The following is a 17,124-nucleotide window of genomic DNA, read 5'->3' as shown; positions in this document are numbered from 1 at the left end:
TGGGTCAGACCTCGCTCGTCGGGGGGAATTCCAGTGAGGGCACGGGGAAGGCCGTGGTGTGGGTGACGTCGAAGGCGGCCGCGGTGATCCGGAGGGCGAACCCGCCCGCCGTGGCGGCGCGTTCGGCGAGGTCGATCAGGATCGGCGAGGCACAGCCGATCAACGCCCGCAGTTCGAGGAAGAGGTCGCCGAGCCGCGCGCGGAGCATCTCCTGGTCGAGGTTGCCCTTGAGCGTGCGTTCCGTCGCCGCGCGCAGGCGTTCGACGTGCTGCACGATCAGATCGGCGGCGCGGCTGAGGCTGAAGTCCTCCAGCTCGTAGTTCAGGGCGAACCGGGAGACCATCGCCGCGGCACGTTCCGTGGCTTCGGTGGACACCGGGAGCGAGCCGTTCTCGCCGCCGACCTCGGCGGTGAGCTTGGCAAGCGTCTCGGCGAGCTCGTTCCAGGGCTTGACGAGCCGCTCCCCCGCGACCTTTTCCAGTGCGGCGCGGGAGAAATTCGTCCGCGCGAACTCGGGGGCGGTGAGATTGAGGTGGAACCGCGCGATGTCGCGGGGCACCTCGGCCGCCAGCTCCCGGGCCCAGACCACGTGTCCCTTGCTGGTGGAGAACTTCTCGTTCTCCAGTTCGTAGAACTCGTTGACCAGCAGGGTGTCCGGGAGGACGTAGCGGCCTTCGAGGGCCATCAGCTCGGCGACGTGGACGACGCCCCAGGTGAACAGGGGGTCGAATCCCATGAACACCACGACCCGCGCGTCGTTCCCCGCGAGCCAGGCGTCGTCGTCGGCGACCTTCGGCTTCCCGTTGCGCCGCAACGCGTACTCGGTGCAGTACATCGAGGCGGGCATGCCCTCGACCCAGGCGTTGAGCCGCTGTCCTGGCGTCTGCAGGAAGGGCGCCGGCAGACCCCATTTCACCGGGTAGGTGATCGCGAAGTCGGGCAACGGCCCGGCGAGCAGTTCCCGCATCAGCCCGAGCACGTGCGGCCGCCACGCGGGACCGCGTTCCTCGTAGTAGGCCAGGAGCTGTTCGCGGTACTCCGAAACCGGGAAGACCATGATCTCGGTCTCGCGGTAGGTCACCTCGTCGGCCGGGTCGAGCACCGAGTACGGCTCGATGAGCGCGTCGAAGTCGATCGGATGCCCGCAGCCCTCGCAGAATCCGCCGCGGCTGTCGGCGAGGCACGTCGGGCAGCCACCGCCGACGAAACCCTCGACCAGGAACTCGCCCTTGCTCTCGCTGTAGGGCAGCCGCACCTTGCGCAGACGCAGCTTTCCCTTGTCGTACAAGCGCTTGACGTAGTCGTGGACGAGCGCCTTGTAGCCGTCGTCGGTCGGCGAGAAACCGTCGACCTCGACCCCCATCGCCTTGAACGTGCGCTGGATGTTCTCCGTCGACTGCTCCACCAGTTCGGGCGGCGTCAGCCCGGCCCTGGCCGCGCTGGTGACGAGGTAGGTCTGGCTGTCGTCGGTGCAGGAGGCGAACACGGCCTCGCGGCCGGCCGCGCGCAGGTACCGCCGGTGCACGTCGGCGCCGAGGTACGGGCCGGCGATATGCCCGATGTGCAGGTCGCCGTTGGACGTCGGGGGGCCGCCGATGATCACCACCGGTCGCTCGTCGGTCATGCTCACGCCTCCGCTTCATGCCGGGCGGCGAACTTCACCGTCATGTCGGAGTCCCACCAGATCGCGTACATCTCGAAGTCCCCGGCACCGTCGTTGAGGATGCGGTGCTCGGTGCCGGGCTTGTGGAACTCGATGTCGCCGGGCCGGAAGGCGCGGCGCTCTCCCCCGGACTCGACGACCGCCTCACCGCTGACGGCGATGAAGATCTCGTACTCATGGTGGGAATGCGCGCCCGTCGCGCCGTGCGCGGGCACCGTCACCCAGGCTCCTTCGAACGGCGCGTTCAGCGCCGCCCACGGCAGGAGCCGCTGGCCGTAGGCACCGTTCTCGAAGACCATCTTTTCCCGCTCGAGCGGACGGATCTCCATGACTTCTTCTTCCTTCTCGTTGGTCAGCGGGTGACGGCGATGGGCGCGGTTCCCGAAGTCGGCTGCGGTGGTACCGAAGGGCGCTCGCCGCGGTGGGCGAGGAGGTCCTGCAGGATGTCGTTGGCCCGCGGGGCGAGGACGCTCAGCAGCGAGTCCGCGATCCCGTGCGTGGCCTCGTTGACACCCTGGAGGTACACGGCCGCGGTGGCGGGCTGGTCGATCTCCAGCCGGTAGTCGCGGGTCACCTTGATCTCCGACAGGCCGATCGACTTCGCGATCTCCTGGACCATCCTCGGCATCTCCGGGGAGAAACCGGTGCCGAGCAGTACCAGATCGGTCCGCAGCTCCTGGGTCTCTCCGGTGCGCCGGTCGGTCAGCTCCAGCACGATCTCGTCGCCGTCGTCGCGGGCGTCGGTGATGTCGTTCATCGTGATCATCGCCAGCCGCGAACGTCCGGAGAGCCGGTCCAGGTAGATCGAGCGGTAGAGCGCGTCCATCGTGCCCGGCGCGAGCCCGGAGTAGTTCGTGTGGTGCATCTCCTTGAGCATCTGCTCGCGCGCTTCGGGCCGCGCCTCGAAGAACTTGTCCACATGGGACGGGAAGAACAACTCGTTGTTGAACTTGCTGCTCTCGTAGTAGTTCAGGCCGATCGATCGCATCACCATGGTCGGCTTGCATTCGGGCAGGTCGGTCTGCACCGAGCTGAACAGTTCCGCCGCGCTCTGCCCGGCGCCGATCACCGCCACCCGGTACGGCAGGTCCTTGCGCAGCTTCGCGATCCTCGGCAGGTACTGCGTGCTGTGGATGACGCGCTCCTGGTTCACCGTGCGGAGCAGGTCGGGGATCCGCGCGTCGCGCCCGGCGCCGACCACCAGATAGCGGCTGCGGATGACCTCGCCGTCGGCGACGTGCGTGTCCCAGCCGGTGAGCGTGCCGTCCGTCCACACGGGAGTGATCTCGCGGCACTCCCGGCCACGCTGCAGGTCCACCAGGGAAAGCGAATCGGCCGTCCACTTGAGATAGTCGGCGAGCTCCACCCGGTACGGCACGAAACTGCCCATGTTCACGAATTCGTTGAGCCGGTTCGTGGCGTGCAGGTAGTTCAGGAACGAGAAGCGGCTGCGCGGGTTGCGCAGGGTCACCAGATCCTTGAGGAACGAGACCTGCGACAGCGCCTCCGGCAGGAGCATGCCCCGCTGCCAGGAGACCTCTTCGTCCCGTTCGAGCAGGACCGATTCGCGGGCCAGGCCGGGCGCGAGCTCTTCCAGTGCCACTGCGAGCGCCAGGTTGGACGGTCCTGCTCCGACTGCGAGCAGCTCGACATCACGGTTCGCCATTTGTTTGCTCCGCCATCGTTGAGAGTGCTGGGAAGGTGTGCTGCGGTGCCGGTGCGCGATCAAGCGCCGGCGGCCACCGAGGGCAACAGGGGGTGCGCGGTCAGCCGGACCTGGGCCATGGCCTTGTCCAGCACCGCTTCGCAGTCTTCGGGATCGACGCCCGCGCAGATCACGTACGCGTGCCGCGAGATGAATTCCGCCGGCGGCAACCGCAGGCGCGCGCCCGGCTCGACGAGCCGGTCCGCGGCGAGGATCCCGTTGTTGCGCAAGGAATCCGGCACGGACACGGACTCGACGACACAGTCCTGCTTCGGGTAGCCGAACCGCACGCCGACCCAGCGGGGCTCGGCCTCGTGCGGGAGATGGGGACGCATGCCGAGCGCGACGTCGACCGCGGCCGCGCCCGGGTCGACCCCGGTCGCGAACTTGGCGAGCAACGGGATCAGGTCGCCGCCGAGCCTGCCGTTGACCTCCACGATCACCGGGCCGCGTTCGGTGAGCTTGAGCTCGGTGTGGGTGATGCCGTACCGGAAGTCGATCGCGCCGTGCGCGCGGGCCAGCGTCGAGCGCAGGGCCGGGTCGGCGAGCAGTTCGTCCGCGGAGCTGACCAGGTGGCCGAGTTCTTCGAAGTACGGATGCATGCCGACCGTCTTGCGTGCCACGAACATCGGCGTGTACTCGCCGTCGACGACGGCGCCGTCCACACTGATCTCCGGGCCGCTCAGGTACTCCTCGACCAGCGCTCCGCCCTTGTATGTGGGAGAGCCGTTGAAGCTGGCGTCCTCCGCGGTCCGGAACGCCTTCCGTACCGCCTCGGCGTCTTCCGCGAGGCTGACGCCGATACTGGCCCCGCCCCCGCGCGGCTTGACCACGACCGGGTACCCGATCCGCTCGGCCACGCGGACGGCCTGGTCGTCGTCGTGCACGAACCCGAAATCGGGCTGCGCGACACCGGCCGCGGTCAGCGTGCGGCGGCTGAACCACTTGTCACGGCAGCCTTCGATCGCGGAGATCCCGGCGCCCGGCACGCCGAGCTCGTCCGCGACATGCGCCGCCGCCACGATCAGCGCCTCGTCCCAGGACACCACGCCGAGCACCGGCGTGCCGGCGGCGAGCGCGCGGGCCGCGGCCAGCACGGCGTCCTGGTCCTGCGTGTCCAGCACCGTCGCACCGGTGATGTAGCGCTCCTGCCAGGTCGGCTCCGTCCCGGTGAACAACCACAAGGGATGCCGGTGCCCGGCCGACGCCAACAGATACTCCCGGTACGGCCGCGCCCCGCAGCCGATCACCAGGACAACACCTTCCGCTGAGCTCATTCCCTCTCCCCACCAGCCCGTCGCTCCGTCGCGGGCTACTACATCCCGGGGGCGGGTTGACCGGAACCCTTGATTCGGGAAGAACAATCAACGAGGGCGTGGCTTCAGAGGGCCGCCTCGTACGCGGCGGCGAGGCGCTCCAGCACGCCGGGGCCGTCCTTCTCGGGTGCCGGCGCGCCGAGGTGGACGACCCGGAGTTCGGCCATGAACTCCGACCACAGCTCCGGCCCGCCCGCGGCGAGCAGTTCGGCCCGCACCCGCAGGCGCTCGGTCGTCGGGCGATGTTCGAGACCCCAGGCCCCGAGGTGCGCGAACACCGGCACCAGCTGGATCGACGCCTCGGTCAGGCTGTACGCGGCCCGTTTGCCGGGGCCGGCGTCCTCTCGGGTCAACAGACCGGCCTTGACCAGCCGCTTCAACCGGTCGGCGAGGATGTTGGACGCGATCCCCTCTTCGGATCCGGCGAGCAGTTCCCGGAAATAACGCCGGGTGCCGAACATGATGTCCCTCAGCACGAGCAGGCTCCAGCTGTCGCCGAACGCCTCGACCGCGGCGTTGATCGGGCAGCCGGAACGGGCGGGTTCCGCCATCCTCACACCTCCACACGAAGTGGTTGCAATCTACCATCGCCCACCTTATCGTGGGTGAACCGATTGCATAGCGCAAGCACTGGGAGGCCTGGATGCTCGGACCACAGACCGCGGACGGGAAAGTGCTGTGGCATTTCACGATGTCCCTCGACGGCTTCGTCGCGGGACCCGGCCACGGCATGGACTGGATGACCGGGCTCACTTTCCGGCCGGACCTGATCGACGAATACGCCACGACCACCGGCGCCGTCCTCGGCGGCCGCGACGGCTGGGACGCCTACCCCGACCCGAGCGGAATCTATGGCGGCGCCTGGAAAGGCCCGCTGTTCGTCCTGACCCACCACCCCGAAGACGCCACGCCCGCCGACGGGGTGACGTTCCTGAACTGCGGCGCGGAAGAAGCCGTCCGGATCGGACTGAAAGCGGCGAAGGGGAAGAACCTCGAGGTCTTCTCACCGAGCATCGGCCGTCAGCTGCTCACGCTCGGTTTGATCGACGAGATCGACCTGCACGTCGCGCCGGTCCTGCTCGGCGACGGCATCCGCCTGTACGACAACCCCGGCGGCGCGCCGATCCACCTTCACGGGCTCGGGCGGGAAGATCCGCGAGGCGTACTCGACGTCCGCTTCCGGCCCCTGTGATCGAACGCCCCGGTCGCGAGCGCTCCGGGCCGCCGAAGCCGACCGTGTGCGCGGACGACGCACGGGACCGCCGGTATCGGCGCCGACCTCGCGGCCACCGATACCGGCAAGCCGGAAGGCGCTAGGAAAGAACGACGTTCACCATCCACGAGATGCCGAACCGGTCGATGCAGGCGCCGAATTCGTCGCCCCACATCTGCTTTTCGAAGGGAACCGAAACAGTGCCGTCGGCGGAGAGTTTCTCCCAGTAGCCGCGCAATTCCTCGCCGTCTTCGCCACTGAGGCTGATCGACACGTTGGTGCCCGGATTGTGTTCCATTCCCGGCGGCGTGTCCGAGGCCATGATCGTGTAGCCGCTCGGGGATTCGAGCTGGCTGTGCATGATCTGGTCCTCCGCCGGCGTGCCGGCCATACCGGACTCGCCGAACGTATTCAGCGTCAGTTCTCCGCCGAACACCGACTTGTAGAACTCCATGGCCTGCCGGGCGTCGCCGGCGAAGCTGAGGTAGGGATTGAGACGGGAAGCCACTGGAACGCTCCTTCTGGTCGGGTCACGAGCATCCTGGCAGACGCCTCCCGGCGCGACAACGGCTCGACTACGGCCGGGTGAATTCCTTCGCGCAACGAAAATTCAACGCCGTCGGCCGAATGCGGTGAGCGATTTCCCGAATACCCCTTAGGGTCCCCGTATGCCCCCGTTCCGGATCCACCCCGCGACGGCCGACCGGTTCGGCGACGTCGCGACCATCCTCAATCCGAACGGGAACGACCGCGCTTGCTGGTGCCTCGCCTACCGCGCGAAACCCGCGGACTACAGCCGGCTGCGCGGCGACGAACGCGCCGAACACGTCCGCGGCCTCTGCGCGGCGGACCCCGCGCCCGGTGTCCTCGCCTACGACGGCACCACGCCGGTCGGCTGGTGCGGCGTCGGCCCGCGCGCCCAGCTGCATCGCCTGACACGTTCCCGCACGATGCCGCCGATCGACGATATTCCGGTGTGGACGGTCATCTGTTTCGTCGTCCGGGCCGGGCATCGCCGCCAGGGTGTGGCGCACGCGCTGCTGGACGGCGCGGTCTCCTACGCCAGGTCGCACGGCGCGCCCGTCGTCGAGGGCTACCCCGTCGATCCGGGTACGGGACGGATCAACTCCTCCGCGGCGCACGTCGGGACCATCGGGCTGTTCGCCGCCGCCGGGTTCGAACTCGTGGAAGAGACCAAGGCGCGCTCGGACCGGAAGCCGCGCTGGCTGATGCGGCTCGATCTGCGCTCTGGCTCGTGAGCCCCCTCGGCCATGTCGCGAAAGCCACTTTCGGGACATCAGGTGTCCCGAAAGTGGCTTTCGCGACGCCCTCCGGCGCACCGAGACGCACCTGACCGTGCGGGGACCCACCCGACCTCCGCGCGGAGTGAGCAACGTTGCGAAAGCCACTTTCGCAACGTCGAGGGTTGCGAAAGTGGCTTTCGCAACCCTCCGCGCATCGCACGGCGGCCGTCGCGCCCCGAAGATCCCACCCCAGAGGCGACGAGAGACGCCCCCATCGACAACCGAGTGCTACCGATTGACTTTCGATAGATAACGCGCGAAACTCGATGCATGATCACAGGACAACGGGCGGTCGCGCCTCTCCGAGTGTTCCTCGTGCTGCTGTTCGGGGTCCTCGTCCTCTTCCAGACCATGTCCTTGCCGGGGCAGTTCGCGCATATGGCGCGCCAAGACCCCGAAATGGCGTACCTGCGCTGGCCGGCGACGGCGGTCTCCCTCTTCTGGGTGCTCTGCGTCCAGGTCGTGGTCGTTGCCACCTGGCAACTGCTGACACTGGTCAAGAAGGACCGGATCTTCACCGAGGCGTCCCTGAGATGGGTCGACGCCATCGTGTGGGCGATCCTCGCCGGCTGGCTGGTGCTGGCGGGCGTGTTCCTCTACGTCGGCTTCAACGCCGAAGACCCCGGCCTGCCGCTGCTGTTGTTCCTGGGATTGATCGGCGTCGCCGTGCTGGGCCTGCTCATGGTCGTGCTGCGCACGTTGCTGCGGCAGGCCACCACCCTGCGGTCGGACCTGGAACAGGTGATCTGATGCCGATCGTCGTCCGCATCGACGTCGAACTGGCCAAGCGCAAGATGAGTGTCGGCGAATTCGCCGAACTCGTCGGGCTCACCCCGGCGAACGTGGCGGTGCTGAAGAACGGCCGCGCCAAGGCCGTCCGGTTCAGCACTCTCGAAGCGATGTGCCGGGTGCTCGAATGCCAGCCCGGCGACCTGCTCGAATGGGTCGCAGACTAGGCCACCGAGAATTTCAGGTGGAAGTTGTCGAGCGTCGCCGGCAGCGGCCGCTCCGGCCCGAGGACGGCCCCGGAGACCAGTTCGAAACGCCGGTCCTTGATCAAATGCGCCAGCGTCGTGCTCGCGCAGAACAGCACGAGATCCCGGCCCGGGCAGATGGCCGGGCCGGCGCTGAACGGGACCAGCGCCGGGTTGGCCGCCGCGCTGCCGTCCAGCCAGATCGCGGGTTCGAACCGGTCGGCGTAGGGCAGGGATTCCGGGTCGCGGTGGAAGAACGGCGTGAAGATCAGCACCGTCGTCCCCGCGGGTCCCCAGGCGGTCTCGGCCGTGCTCTCGCGCAGCAGCGCGGGTGTGGTCGGCCACAGCCGGACCGATTCGAGCGCACAGGCACGCAGGTACGCGAACTGGCCGGGCGCGGTCAGGTCGGCGGCCCCGACCTCCTCGTCGGCCCGCTCCCGTGCGCCGGGGTGGGTGGCCAGCAGCGCGAGGGCGCGGAAGGTGACGATTCCGGCGGCGTCGAACGCGAAGAGCCAGTGGGCGACCTGGTCGGCGACGACGTCCATCGTCCGTTCGCCCGACGGGCCCGCCGACGCGATGGCTTCGGCGAGACTCCCCGGCTCCGCCCGTTCCAGGTGACCGATGAGCCGGGTGCGGAACTGCTCGTGGAGCCGGTCGCGCCGGGGGTGCGCGTACGCCCAGTTCGCATCCTTCCGCAGCCGGTCGAGCGCGTCGGTCAGGCCGTCGTCGCCCGCCGCGGACTCGCCGAGCGTGACCCTCCGGACCATCCGCCACCAGGCCACGTTGAAGGTGGCCCAGTCCAGCGTGCCGCCGTCCCAGAGCGACGCCGCCTCGTCGCCGATGGCCGCGGCGAAGGGCGCGGCGAGGTCGTGCAGCGGCTTCCCCGGTTCGAGGACGTCTTCGGTGAAGCCGCGGCGCGGCGCGCGCTCGACCGCGTCGGAGATCAGCACGCCATGCGGCTGGAAATGGCCCAGCGCCGCCCGCTTCTCCTTGGTCGACGGGCTGAACGGCACCGGCGCGGCGGCGAGCACCTCGCCGACGTCTTCCCCGGACAGCGCCAGGTCGATCGTGCGGCCGGGCACCCGCAGGCGCAGCGGGCCGGGACCGTACTGGGACCGGAGCCGTCCCAGCAGCCGCACGGCAGTGCGGTCGAACTGGAGTTTCTGTGCCGCGGCCATCCCCAACGGCCGCCGTTTGATCACCCCACCGGCGAGCGTGGGCAGCACGACCTGCAGCGCGACACGCATGGTGTCCTGGACGGAAGCGGTGGCCGGTTCGGTCGAAGTCGCCATACCCGAGGGCTACCCGGCGTGGCGCGCGCGTAACCGGTTTGTCCCACGACCGGGCGGGGAATCCGGCCGCCATGGCGACCAAGGCACCAGGGGCGGACCCGCCCGAGACCGCGGATCTGGACCGGCTTCGTTCGGCGGCGGCCGGCTGCCGCGGCTGCGACCTCTACCGCGACGCCACCCAGACCGTCTTCGGCGAAGGCACCCGCGAGGCGGAGATCATGGTGGTCGGCGAGCAACCCGGCGATCAGGAGGATCGGCAGGGTGTCCCGTTCGTGGGACCCGCCGGACGGCTGCTCGACCGGGCCCTCGACGAAGCGGGCTTCGATCGCCGGAAGATCTACGTCACCAACGCGGTCAAGCACTTCAAGTTCGACCGGGACGAACGCGGCAAACGGCGTATCCACAAGACACCGTCCAAGACCGAGGTCGTGGCCTGCCGTCCATGGCTGCACGCCGAACTGTCGGCGGTCCACCCGGAGCTGCTGATCTTCCTCGGCGCGACGGCGGCGAAGGCGCTGCTGGGCGACGACTTCCGCATCACCCGGAGCCGTGGCGAGCGGATCGACCTCGCCGAGTTCGCCACCACCGCCGTCGCCACCGTGCACCCATCGGCGGTGCTGCGCGCGCCGGACCGCGACGAGGCCTACCGGGCCTTCGTCGCGGATCTCGTGGCGGCGCGCGGCGACCGCTGAATCACGCCACTTCGGAGCTGCGGCCGCCGTCGTGCAGGCCCAGCATGTCCAGCAGGGTCGCGCAGTCTTCGGGGCTCCTCGCCCGCGAAGCGACGGCGAGGGCGGCCTTGCGCCGGATCGCCTCCTGCTCCGGCGTGTCCTGGCCTTCCGGCAGCAGGTCCGGTACGGGATGAAGGCCGAGTTCGTTGCTCATCTGGTCCCCCTTGGGCTGGTGGATGTGTCGCTCAGGTACCCGCGGTCCGCGGGTTTGAACACGGGTGGCTCCGTCCGGGTGAATCACCCCCGCAACGCCGGGAGCAGTGTGTCCTCGGCGAAGCGGAGAAAGCCCTCCTGCTGGTCGCCGCCGATCTGGATCAACGCCAGATCCGTGAATCCGGCGGCCTCGAATTCACCCACCTGCTTCACGATCCGGTCGACGTCCGGCCCGCACGGGATCGCCTCGGCGACGTCCTCCGGTTTGACGAACTGTGTCGCCCCGGCGAACCCCGCGGGGCCCGGCAGTTCGGCGTTGACCTTCCAGCCGCCGGCGAACCAGCGGAACTGCTCGTGCGCGCGCCGGATCGCGGCGTCGCGATCCTCACCCCACGAAACCGGCAGCTGGGCGATCTTCCTGCTGGGCGGGCCCACTTTGGTGGCGTCCCACTCCCGGCTCAGCGACTCGTCCGGTTCCACCGCGATCATCGCGTCGGCGATCGGGGCGAACCGCGTCACCGATTGCGACCCGGACACCGCGACCGCGATCGGCACCCGCTGCTCCGGCAGGTCCCAGAGCTTGGCGGAGTCCACCCGGAAGTGGTCACCCTTGTAGTTGAAGTAGCCGCCGTCGAACAGCCCGCCGATGATCTGGATCGCTTCGGCGAGCATCTCGTGCCGGACGTTCGCCGGCGGCCAGCCTCGTCCGACGACGTGCTCGTTGAGGTTCTCCCCCGCGCCGAGCCCCAGGGTGAACCGGCCGTCCGACAACGCCTGGACGGTCGCCGCCTTCTGCGCCACCACCGCGGGGTGATAGCGCATGGTCGGGCACGTCACGAAGGTCATCAGTTCGATCCGTTCGGTGCTCTGGGTGACCGCTCCCAGCACGCTCCACGCGTACGGCGAATGCCCCTGCTCCTCCAGCCATGGCGAGAAGTGATCGCTCATGACCTCGAAGTCGAATCCCGCCTTCTCCGCCCCTGCGGCGTATCCCACCAGGTCTTTCGGCCCGGCTTGTTCGGTCATGAGGGTGTAGCCGATGCGCATCGATGCCTCCTTCGCGTCGTCCCCCGCGTACCCGCCCGGCGCCGCGATCAACCGGACGTTTACCCGGCGAATCGAACGGGGTACCTGACCCGGGAAAGGGAAGGAGCCGCGATGCCGCAGCAGGCTTGGAGCGACAAACGAGAACGCCAGTACGAACACATCAAGGACTCGGCGAAGGATCGGGGCGCGAGCACCGGCCGGGCCGAGGAGATCGCCGCCCGCACGGTCAACAAGAACCGCGCGCAGGCGGGCGAATCGCGCGAAGCGAGCCGTACGTCCCTGGAGGACGTGTCCCCTCAGCGGCGGGGTGGCAAGCGGTCAGGGAACCGGTTGGGCCCGAACGGCCCGACCAAGGACCAGCTCTACAACGAGGCGAAGCAGCGCAACGTCGAGGGCAGGTCGAAAATGTCCAAAAAGGAGCTTCAGCGAGCCCTGGGCCGTTGATCACGCGTCACGCGGCGGGGCACCGCCGCGGTCACCCCACGGCCACGGACGGATGGGTTTCGTAATGGATGCACACGGACGGGGCGGCCTGACCCCCCAGACCCGGCCTCAGTCGGACGGCCTGTCCGACCTGGTCGAACTCCGCCTCCCCGCCGAGGCGGAGCAGATTCCTCTCGTCCGCACGCTCACCCATGGTGTGGTGGCCCGTGCGGACTTCGGCTTGGACGCCATTTCAGACGCGAAGATGGCCGTCGACGAAGCCTGTTCCCAACTTGTCCAGCCCGCTGAGCTGGGAGCCGTTCTTTGTTGTGTCTTTCACGAGATACCGGAAGGAATCGCCGTCTCGATCTCGACGCGGACGAGCAGGCCGTACCTGCCGAGCGAGACGACGTTCGGCTGGCACGTCCTGACGACACTGACCCATTCGGTACGGGCGCGGTGCGAACCGATTCCCGGCGAAGCAGGCGGCACCACGACGATCGATCTCGTGTTGGCCCCGGGAACGAGCGACGGGTGAGTGGGGAGCGCAAAACTCTCACCCGGCAGGCGGACGACTACGCCCAGTGCGAACCGCTGTTCGAGGAGATGTCCTCCCTGCCGGAGGATTCACCGGGCCGCCGGGACCTGCGCGCCCGCCTCGTCACCGAGCTCCTGCCGCTCGCCGAGCACATCGCCACCAGGTTCTCCGGCCGGGGCGAGCCCCGCGAAGACCTGGTCCAGGTGGCACGGATCGGCCTGATCAACGCGGTCGACCGGTTCGACCCCGGCCGTGGGCACGACTTCCTCTCGTTCGCCGTGCCCACGATCATGGGCGAGGTCCGGCGGCACTTCCGGGACACCGGCTGGTCGGTCCGGGTGCCGCGGCGGCTCAAGGAGCTGCACGTCTCGCTCAGCCAGGGCACCGCCGCGTTGTCACAGCGGCTCGGCCGTGCGCCGACTCCGACCGAGCTCGCCGAATACCTCGGGCTCGAGGTCAACGACGTGCGGGAAGGACTGCTCGCCGGCCAGGCGTACCAGACGTTGTCGGTCGACAAACCGGTCCACGACAACGCCACCGAAGCCCTCTCGCTCGCCGACACGATCGGCGAGGAAGACCACGAGATGGCGCTGGTGGAGAACCACGAGGCGCTGCAACCGCTGTTGCGGGAGCTCCCCAAGCGGGAACGCGCGATCCTCGTGATGCGCTTCTTCGGGGGCTACACCCAGACCCAGATCGCGGAGCGGATCGGCATCTCGCAGATGCACGTTTCGCGGCTCCTGTCGCAGACGCTCGACCAGCTGCGGGGAAAGCTCTCCGAGTAGCGGCCGGCTCCCAGGCGTAACTCGCGTGATCGCAGGCGTAACTCTCACATACGTCTTCGATCACGCGAGTTACGCCTTCGATCACGCGAGTTACGTGTTCGGGCACAAGACCAGAAGTACGTGAAGGCCCCCTTCACCGCGTCCAGCGCGGTGAAGGGGGCCTTCACGTACTTGCCTCACACGGGTTTCAGCGGATCGTGCCCCATCGACATGAGCTTGTGCCGCCAGTGCGCCTGGCCCGCGACCGGTTCGAGGTCGTCACGCCGTTGGTCCTCGACCCGCCGGACGACGGAGCGCATCACCCGCTCGTCCTCGGCGGTGAGGTCGGTCCTGCGCTTGCCGAGGATGCCCAGCACGTGCCGCCCGGTCGGCGTGCCCGCCTGGTCAGGCAGCGCTTCGTCCTCGTCGTCGGCCGACCTCGTGCGCAGCCAGTCGGCCAGTTCCCGCGAGGTCATGTTGACCACGCGATGGAATTCGTCCCACAGTTCGTCTTCGATCTCGTGCACGGCCCGAACCTCCTGCCAGCACTCGACTTCTTACGGCGTCGTGTACGGCGCCCGCTGTTCGATGGACGGGCTCGCGGCCGGGTAGCGGCCGTCCTGCCCGGGCACCGGGGTGACCGTCGTGCCCTGTTGCTCGGGCTCGACGCGCCTCGGCCGGTTGATGACCGCTTCGGCCTCCTGCTCACCGCGGATCCGCGAAAGCACGCTGAGCGTGATCGCGTGGGCGACGGCCAGCACCAGCAGCAGAACACCCAGCCTGCCCACCACACCGGGAAGGTCACTGCCCCCGATGTCGACGGTCGACAGCAGCGCCAAGACGCCCAGCGTCGCGAGATGGAACAGCACCGTGACGAGCCAAGTCATGGAAGCGCCCGCGGCCGGATCGCCGTGGGAACCTCGCAGGTAGCGCTTACCGCTCTGGTAGATGATCAGACCGTCGAGCATGACCAGCGCCACCCCGATGACGAGGAAGGCCACGTATGCGTTGGTAGTCATGCCGGAACGCTCCCTTCGTAATGGACCCTCACCCCGAGAGATACCCGGGACCTCCCCCGGGAAAACGCGTCTTTCCAGGGGAGGTCCCGGGTCGTCGGTCAGCTGCCGGGGCGGTCCACGTCACCGCGCCAGGCGCCGGACTCGTGGCCGCGGCTCTCGATGAACTCCTTGAACCGCTTCATGTCGCCCTTGATCCGGCGGTCGAGCACGCCGAGTTTGTCGGCGAAGTTCTCCGCGAAACCCTCCGGATCGATCTCCATCTGCGCCGTGACCCGCGTCTTGTTGTCCCCCAGGCGATGGAAGGTGATGACGCCCGCGTGGTCGGGACCGGAATCCGACGTCCACGCGACCCGCTCGTCGGGATGTTGCTCGGTGATCGTCGCGTCGAATTCCCGGCTCACCCCACCGAATTTGGTCACCCAGTGGGTGTGGGTCGCGTCGATCTGGCGGATCTCCTCGACCCCCTCCATGAACTGCGGGAAGCTCTCGAACTGCGTCCACTGGTTGTACGCGGTCTTCACCGGTACTTCGACGTCCACCATTTCGGTGATCGTGCTCATGCATCCTCCTCCTCGGTTGGGTGCTTTTCGAGCCGGCAACCCCCGGCTACCCGGCGCTCAGCGGGGCGAAACACGCTGTGATTGACCGGCCGGGTCGCCGGGTACCCGGCGGGCAGAACGCTCCAAGGAGGTGCTCATGATCGAGGAGGCCCACCGGAAGCCGGCGGGAGAGAAGTCGGTCGGCGAACTGGTTTCCGATCTCGGCGACGAGGTCAAACATCTCGTCCGCGACGAGCTGCGGCTCGCCGTGTTCGAGTTGCAGCGCAAAGGGAAGAAGATGGGCTTCGGTGCCGGATTGTTCGGCGCCGCGGGTGTCTTCGCGCTTTTCGGGCTGGCGACCCTGATCGCCGCGGTGGTGCTGGCGCTCGCGCTGGTGATGCCCGCGTGGCTGGCGGCCGTGGTGACGGGCGCGGCACTGTTGCTGGTCGCCGGCCTTGCGGCCCTCGTCGGCAAGAAGGAGGTCTCCAGCGCGACCCCGCCGGTGCCGGAAGAGGCCGTCGAAGGTGTGCGCAAGGACGTCGACACCGTCAAGCAAGGAGTGCGCTCATGACCGATTTCCCCAAGAACGCCGAAGAAGCCCGCGCCGATCGCGACGTGACGCGGGAGGAACTCACCGAAACCCTTGACGCGCTGGGAAAGAAGATGGACGTCAAGGCGAGGGTCAACGACAACCTCGACACCAAGGTGGACGAGGCGAGCGCCAAGATCTCCGAGAAGGTCTCCGAGCCCGCGGCGCGGAAGTTCCGTCAGGGCACCGAAGTCGTCCGCGCGAACCCGGTGCCGATCTTCGCCGGGCTTCTGGCGCTGCTCGTCACCATCCGGCTGATCATGCGAAAGAGGTCCACGTCGTGAACAAGGTTCTCTACAAGCCGCTCAACATGGTCGTGAGCGCCGCGGGCGGTGTGCTCGCCGGGATCGCGTTCAAGCAGATCTGGAAGCGCGTGAGCGGCGAGGAAGACGCGCCCAACGCCACCGACCGGGACTTCACCTGGACCCAGGTGCTCGTCGCGGCCGCCGCGCAGGGCGCGATCTTCGGTGTGGTGAAGGCCGCCACCGAACGGGCGGGCGCGGTCGGCTACCGCAAGGCGACCGGCGACTGGCCCACGGAGGACTGACCATGCGCGTGGTGATCATCGGAGGCGGGTTCGCCGGTTACAACGCGGCCAAGACCCTCCTCAAATCGGTCGGCGACGACACGGAAGTCGTCGTGCTGAACCCGACCGACTATTTCCTCTATCTCCCCCTGCTCCCCGAGGTCGCCGCCGGGATCCTCGAACCGCGGCGGATTTCGGTGTCCATCCCCGGCACGTTGAGCGGTGTGCGCCTGGTGCTCGGCACCGCCAGGTCCGTCGATTTCGACGGCCGCAGTGTGAGTTACACCGACCCCGAGGGCCGTGAACGTTCTCTGGGCTACGACCGTCTCGTACTCGCCGCAGGCAGCGTGAACAAGCTGCTGCCGATCCCCGGTGTCCCCGAGTACGCCCATGGCTTCCGTGGCCTGCCCGAGGCCCTCTACCTGCGCGACCACGTCACCCGGCAGATAGAACTCGCCGCGTCGGCGCAGGATCCGGCCGAGCGCGACGCGCGCTGCACTTTCGTCGTGGTCGGCGCCGGCTACACCGGTACGGAGGTCGCCGCGCAGGGGCCGGCGTTCACCGCCGCGCTCGCCGCCCGGCACCCCGAGCTGAAGGACCAGAAGATCCGGTGGCTGCTGCTGGACGTCGCCGAGCGGGTCCTGCCGGAACTCGACCGGCGGCTCGGCGCCACCGCGGACGGGGTGCTGCGGGATCGCGGCGTCGAAGTGCTGATGAAGACGTCGATCGACGACGCCGGCGAAAAGGGGGTCACGCTGACCTCCGGTGAATCCGTGCCGACCCACACGCTGGTGTGGTGCGTCGGGGTCCGGCCGGACCCGCTGATCGAGGATCTGGGGCTGAAGACGGCCAAGGGCAGGCTCGTCGTGACGACGCAGCTGAACGTCCCAGGACGCCGTGACGTCTACGCGTGCGGGGACGCGGCCGCCGTCCCGGACCTGACCAGGCCGGGCGAATACACGCCGATGACGGCCCAGCACGCCGAACGGCAGGGCAAACTCGCCGGACGGAACGTGGCCGCGTCCCTCGGGCACGGCTCGCACGGTACCTACCGGCACCACGACCTCGGCTTCGTCGTCGACCTCGGCGCCCATCAGGCCGCGGCGAATCCCTTGCACATCCCGCTTTCCGGGTTCGCGGCCAAGGCGGTGACCCGCGGCTACCACCTGCTGGCCATGCCGGGCAACCGGCTGCGCACCGCCACCGACTGGGTGCTCGAAGCGGTGACGAAGCGCCAGACAGTCCAATTAGGACTCGTACGATCGGGTTCGGTGCCGCTGGACACGGATTCCCCCGAGCTCCCCCGCACGAACTGTTAGAGGAGAGGC

General features: G+C 68.6%; 24 protein-coding genes. 12 read left to right on the top strand and 12 right to left on the bottom strand.

Annotated elements, in window-relative coordinates; genetic code table 11:
- Positions 1 to 4 precede the first annotated feature (4 nt).
- The 5 genes from ACOCEP_RS26485 to ACOCEP_RS26465 form a co-directional block, all read right to left on the bottom strand.
- Positions 5 to 1,624 (bottom strand): class I tRNA ligase family protein, encoded by a 1,620-nt coding sequence (locus ACOCEP_RS26485; RefSeq protein ID WP_482331706.1) that lies wholly within the window; start codon positions 1,622 to 1,624, stop codon positions 5 to 7.
- Between the two features lie 2 nt (positions 1,625 to 1,626).
- Positions 1,627 to 1,992, bottom strand: a complete 366-nt coding sequence (locus ACOCEP_RS26480; RefSeq protein ID WP_400564203.1) for a cupin domain-containing protein — start codon at positions 1,990 to 1,992, stop codon at positions 1,627 to 1,629.
- 23 nt (positions 1,993 to 2,015) lie between these two features.
- On the bottom strand, positions 2,016 to 3,329 hold the full coding sequence (locus ACOCEP_RS26475; protein ID WP_482331704.1) for a lysine N(6)-hydroxylase/L-ornithine N(5)-oxygenase family protein: 1,314 nt from the start codon (positions 3,327 to 3,329) through the stop codon (positions 2,016 to 2,018).
- Positions 3,330 to 3,388: 59 nt separating this feature from the next.
- Positions 3,389 to 4,645: an ATP-grasp domain-containing protein gene (locus tag ACOCEP_RS26470; RefSeq protein ID WP_482331703.1), complete on the bottom strand. Its 1,257-nt coding sequence runs from the start codon at positions 4,643 to 4,645 to the stop codon at positions 3,389 to 3,391.
- Positions 4,646 to 4,749: 104 nt separating this feature from the next.
- Positions 4,750 to 5,235, bottom strand: coding sequence for a winged helix-turn-helix transcriptional regulator (locus ACOCEP_RS26465; protein ID WP_482331702.1), 486 nt, complete (start codon positions 5,233 to 5,235; stop codon positions 4,750 to 4,752).
- Between the two features lie 92 nt (positions 5,236 to 5,327).
- Between ACOCEP_RS26465 and ACOCEP_RS26460 the strand changes: the two genes are divergently transcribed.
- Positions 5,328 to 5,876 (top strand): dihydrofolate reductase family protein, encoded by a 549-nt coding sequence (locus ACOCEP_RS26460; RefSeq protein WP_482331701.1) that lies wholly within the window; start codon positions 5,328 to 5,330, stop codon positions 5,874 to 5,876.
- A 121-nt stretch (positions 5,877 to 5,997) separates the two neighbouring features.
- Here ACOCEP_RS26460 and ACOCEP_RS26455 read toward each other — a convergent pair whose 3' ends face one another.
- Positions 5,998 to 6,405: a VOC family protein gene (locus tag ACOCEP_RS26455; protein ID WP_126730788.1), complete on the bottom strand. Its 408-nt coding sequence runs from the start codon at positions 6,403 to 6,405 to the stop codon at positions 5,998 to 6,000.
- A 160-nt stretch (positions 6,406 to 6,565) separates the two neighbouring features.
- Here ACOCEP_RS26455 and ACOCEP_RS26450 point away from each other — a divergent pair, with 160 nt between their 5' ends.
- The 3 genes from ACOCEP_RS26450 to ACOCEP_RS26440 all read left to right on the top strand — a co-directional run bounded on the left by ACOCEP_RS26450 (position 6,566) and on the right by ACOCEP_RS26440 (position 8,157).
- Entirely contained in the window at positions 6,566 to 7,156 is a 591-nt protein-coding gene (locus ACOCEP_RS26450) for a GNAT family N-acetyltransferase (protein WP_482331700.1), read from the top strand.
- A 315-nt stretch (positions 7,157 to 7,471) separates the two neighbouring features.
- Positions 7,472 to 7,951 carry a DUF2975 domain-containing protein gene (locus ACOCEP_RS26445; protein ID WP_482331699.1) on the top strand — a complete coding sequence of 160 codons (480 nt, stop codon included), beginning with the start codon at positions 7,472 to 7,474 and terminating at the stop codon, positions 7,949 to 7,951.
- Positions 7,951 to 8,157, top strand: coding sequence for a helix-turn-helix domain-containing protein (locus ACOCEP_RS26440; RefSeq protein WP_482331698.1), 207 nt, complete (start codon positions 7,951 to 7,953; stop codon positions 8,155 to 8,157). The genes ACOCEP_RS26445 and ACOCEP_RS26440 overlap by 1 nt, the downstream gene beginning before the upstream one ends.
- On the opposite strand, the gene ACOCEP_RS26435 is transcribed toward ACOCEP_RS26440, so the two are convergent.
- The gene (locus tag ACOCEP_RS26435) at positions 8,154 to 9,467 is read right to left on the bottom strand and encodes a cytochrome P450 (RefSeq protein WP_482331697.1); all 1,314 of its coding nucleotides are present in this window, start codon (positions 9,465 to 9,467) and stop codon (positions 8,154 to 8,156) included. The two genes, ACOCEP_RS26440 and ACOCEP_RS26435, sit on opposite strands and share 4 nt — an antisense overlap.
- A gap of 71 nt (positions 9,468 to 9,538) precedes the next feature.
- On the opposite strand from ACOCEP_RS26435, the gene ACOCEP_RS26430 reads away from it, so the two are divergent.
- Positions 9,539 to 10,159, top strand: a complete 621-nt coding sequence (locus ACOCEP_RS26430) for a UdgX family uracil-DNA binding protein (RefSeq protein ID WP_482331696.1) — start codon at positions 9,539 to 9,541, stop codon at positions 10,157 to 10,159.
- Between the two features lies 1 nt (position 10,160).
- On the opposite strand, the gene ACOCEP_RS26425 is transcribed toward ACOCEP_RS26430, so the two are convergent.
- A complete protein-coding gene (locus tag ACOCEP_RS26425) occupies positions 10,161 to 10,352 on the bottom strand; it encodes a hypothetical protein (protein WP_482331695.1) in 192 nt (63 codons plus the stop codon).
- An 83-nt stretch (positions 10,353 to 10,435) separates the two neighbouring features.
- The gene (locus ACOCEP_RS26420; protein WP_482331694.1) at positions 10,436 to 11,398 is read right to left on the bottom strand and encodes a TIGR03557 family F420-dependent LLM class oxidoreductase; all 963 of its coding nucleotides are present in this window, start codon (positions 11,396 to 11,398) and stop codon (positions 10,436 to 10,438) included.
- Between the two features lie 111 nt (positions 11,399 to 11,509).
- Between ACOCEP_RS26420 and ACOCEP_RS26415 the strand changes: the two genes are divergently transcribed.
- The 3 genes from ACOCEP_RS26415 (at position 11,510) to ACOCEP_RS26405 (ending at position 13,144) form a co-directional block, all read left to right on the top strand.
- Positions 11,510 to 11,842, top strand: coding sequence for a plasmid stabilization protein (locus tag ACOCEP_RS26415; RefSeq protein ID WP_482331693.1), 333 nt, complete (start codon positions 11,510 to 11,512; stop codon positions 11,840 to 11,842).
- Between the two features lie 64 nt (positions 11,843 to 11,906).
- Positions 11,907 to 12,359 carry an ATP-binding protein gene (locus ACOCEP_RS26410; RefSeq protein ID WP_482331692.1) on the top strand — a complete coding sequence of 151 codons (453 nt, stop codon included), beginning with the start codon at positions 11,907 to 11,909 and terminating at the stop codon, positions 12,357 to 12,359.
- Positions 12,356 to 13,144 (top strand): SigB/SigF/SigG family RNA polymerase sigma factor, encoded by a 789-nt coding sequence (locus ACOCEP_RS26405; RefSeq protein WP_482331691.1) that lies wholly within the window; start codon positions 12,356 to 12,358, stop codon positions 13,142 to 13,144. The genes ACOCEP_RS26410 and ACOCEP_RS26405 overlap by 4 nt, the downstream gene beginning before the upstream one ends.
- A gap of 176 nt (positions 13,145 to 13,320) precedes the next feature.
- On the opposite strand, the gene ACOCEP_RS26400 is transcribed toward ACOCEP_RS26405, so the two are convergent.
- The 3 genes from ACOCEP_RS26400 to ACOCEP_RS26390 form a co-directional block, all read right to left on the bottom strand.
- The gene (locus ACOCEP_RS26400; protein ID WP_482331690.1) at positions 13,321 to 13,650 is read right to left on the bottom strand and encodes a DUF3140 domain-containing protein; all 330 of its coding nucleotides are present in this window, start codon (positions 13,648 to 13,650) and stop codon (positions 13,321 to 13,323) included.
- Between the two features lie 30 nt (positions 13,651 to 13,680).
- Positions 13,681 to 14,142 carry a hypothetical protein gene (locus tag ACOCEP_RS26395; RefSeq protein WP_126730769.1) on the bottom strand — a complete coding sequence of 154 codons (462 nt, stop codon included), beginning with the start codon at positions 14,140 to 14,142 and terminating at the stop codon, positions 13,681 to 13,683.
- A gap of 98 nt (positions 14,143 to 14,240) precedes the next feature.
- A complete protein-coding gene (locus ACOCEP_RS26390; RefSeq protein ID WP_482331688.1) occupies positions 14,241 to 14,702 on the bottom strand; it encodes an SRPBCC family protein in 462 nt (153 codons plus the stop codon).
- Between the two features lie 136 nt (positions 14,703 to 14,838).
- Between ACOCEP_RS26390 and ACOCEP_RS26385 the strand changes: the two genes are divergently transcribed.
- The 4 genes from ACOCEP_RS26385 to ACOCEP_RS26370 are packed head-to-tail and all read left to right on the top strand — an operon-like array spanning position 14,839 to position 17,115.
- The gene (locus ACOCEP_RS26385) at positions 14,839 to 15,252 is read left to right on the top strand and encodes a phage holin family protein (RefSeq protein WP_482331687.1); all 414 of its coding nucleotides are present in this window, start codon (positions 14,839 to 14,841) and stop codon (positions 15,250 to 15,252) included.
- Entirely contained in the window at positions 15,249 to 15,554 is a 306-nt protein-coding gene (locus tag ACOCEP_RS26380) for a DUF3618 domain-containing protein (RefSeq protein ID WP_482331686.1), read from the top strand. Before ACOCEP_RS26385 ends, ACOCEP_RS26380 begins: the two co-directional genes overlap by 4 nt.
- Positions 15,551 to 15,817: a DUF4235 domain-containing protein gene (locus ACOCEP_RS26375; RefSeq protein WP_482331685.1), complete on the top strand. Its 267-nt coding sequence runs from the start codon at positions 15,551 to 15,553 to the stop codon at positions 15,815 to 15,817. Before ACOCEP_RS26380 ends, ACOCEP_RS26375 begins: the two co-directional genes overlap by 4 nt.
- A 2-nt stretch (positions 15,818 to 15,819) precedes the next feature.
- Positions 15,820 to 17,115 (top strand): NAD(P)/FAD-dependent oxidoreductase, encoded by a 1,296-nt coding sequence (locus ACOCEP_RS26370; protein ID WP_482331683.1) that lies wholly within the window; start codon positions 15,820 to 15,822, stop codon positions 17,113 to 17,115.
- Positions 17,116 to 17,124: the final 9 nt, after the last annotated feature.

The organism is Amycolatopsis sp. CA-211722 (assembly GCF_056828465.1).
This window is presented reverse-complemented; position numbering and strand designations above follow the sequence as displayed.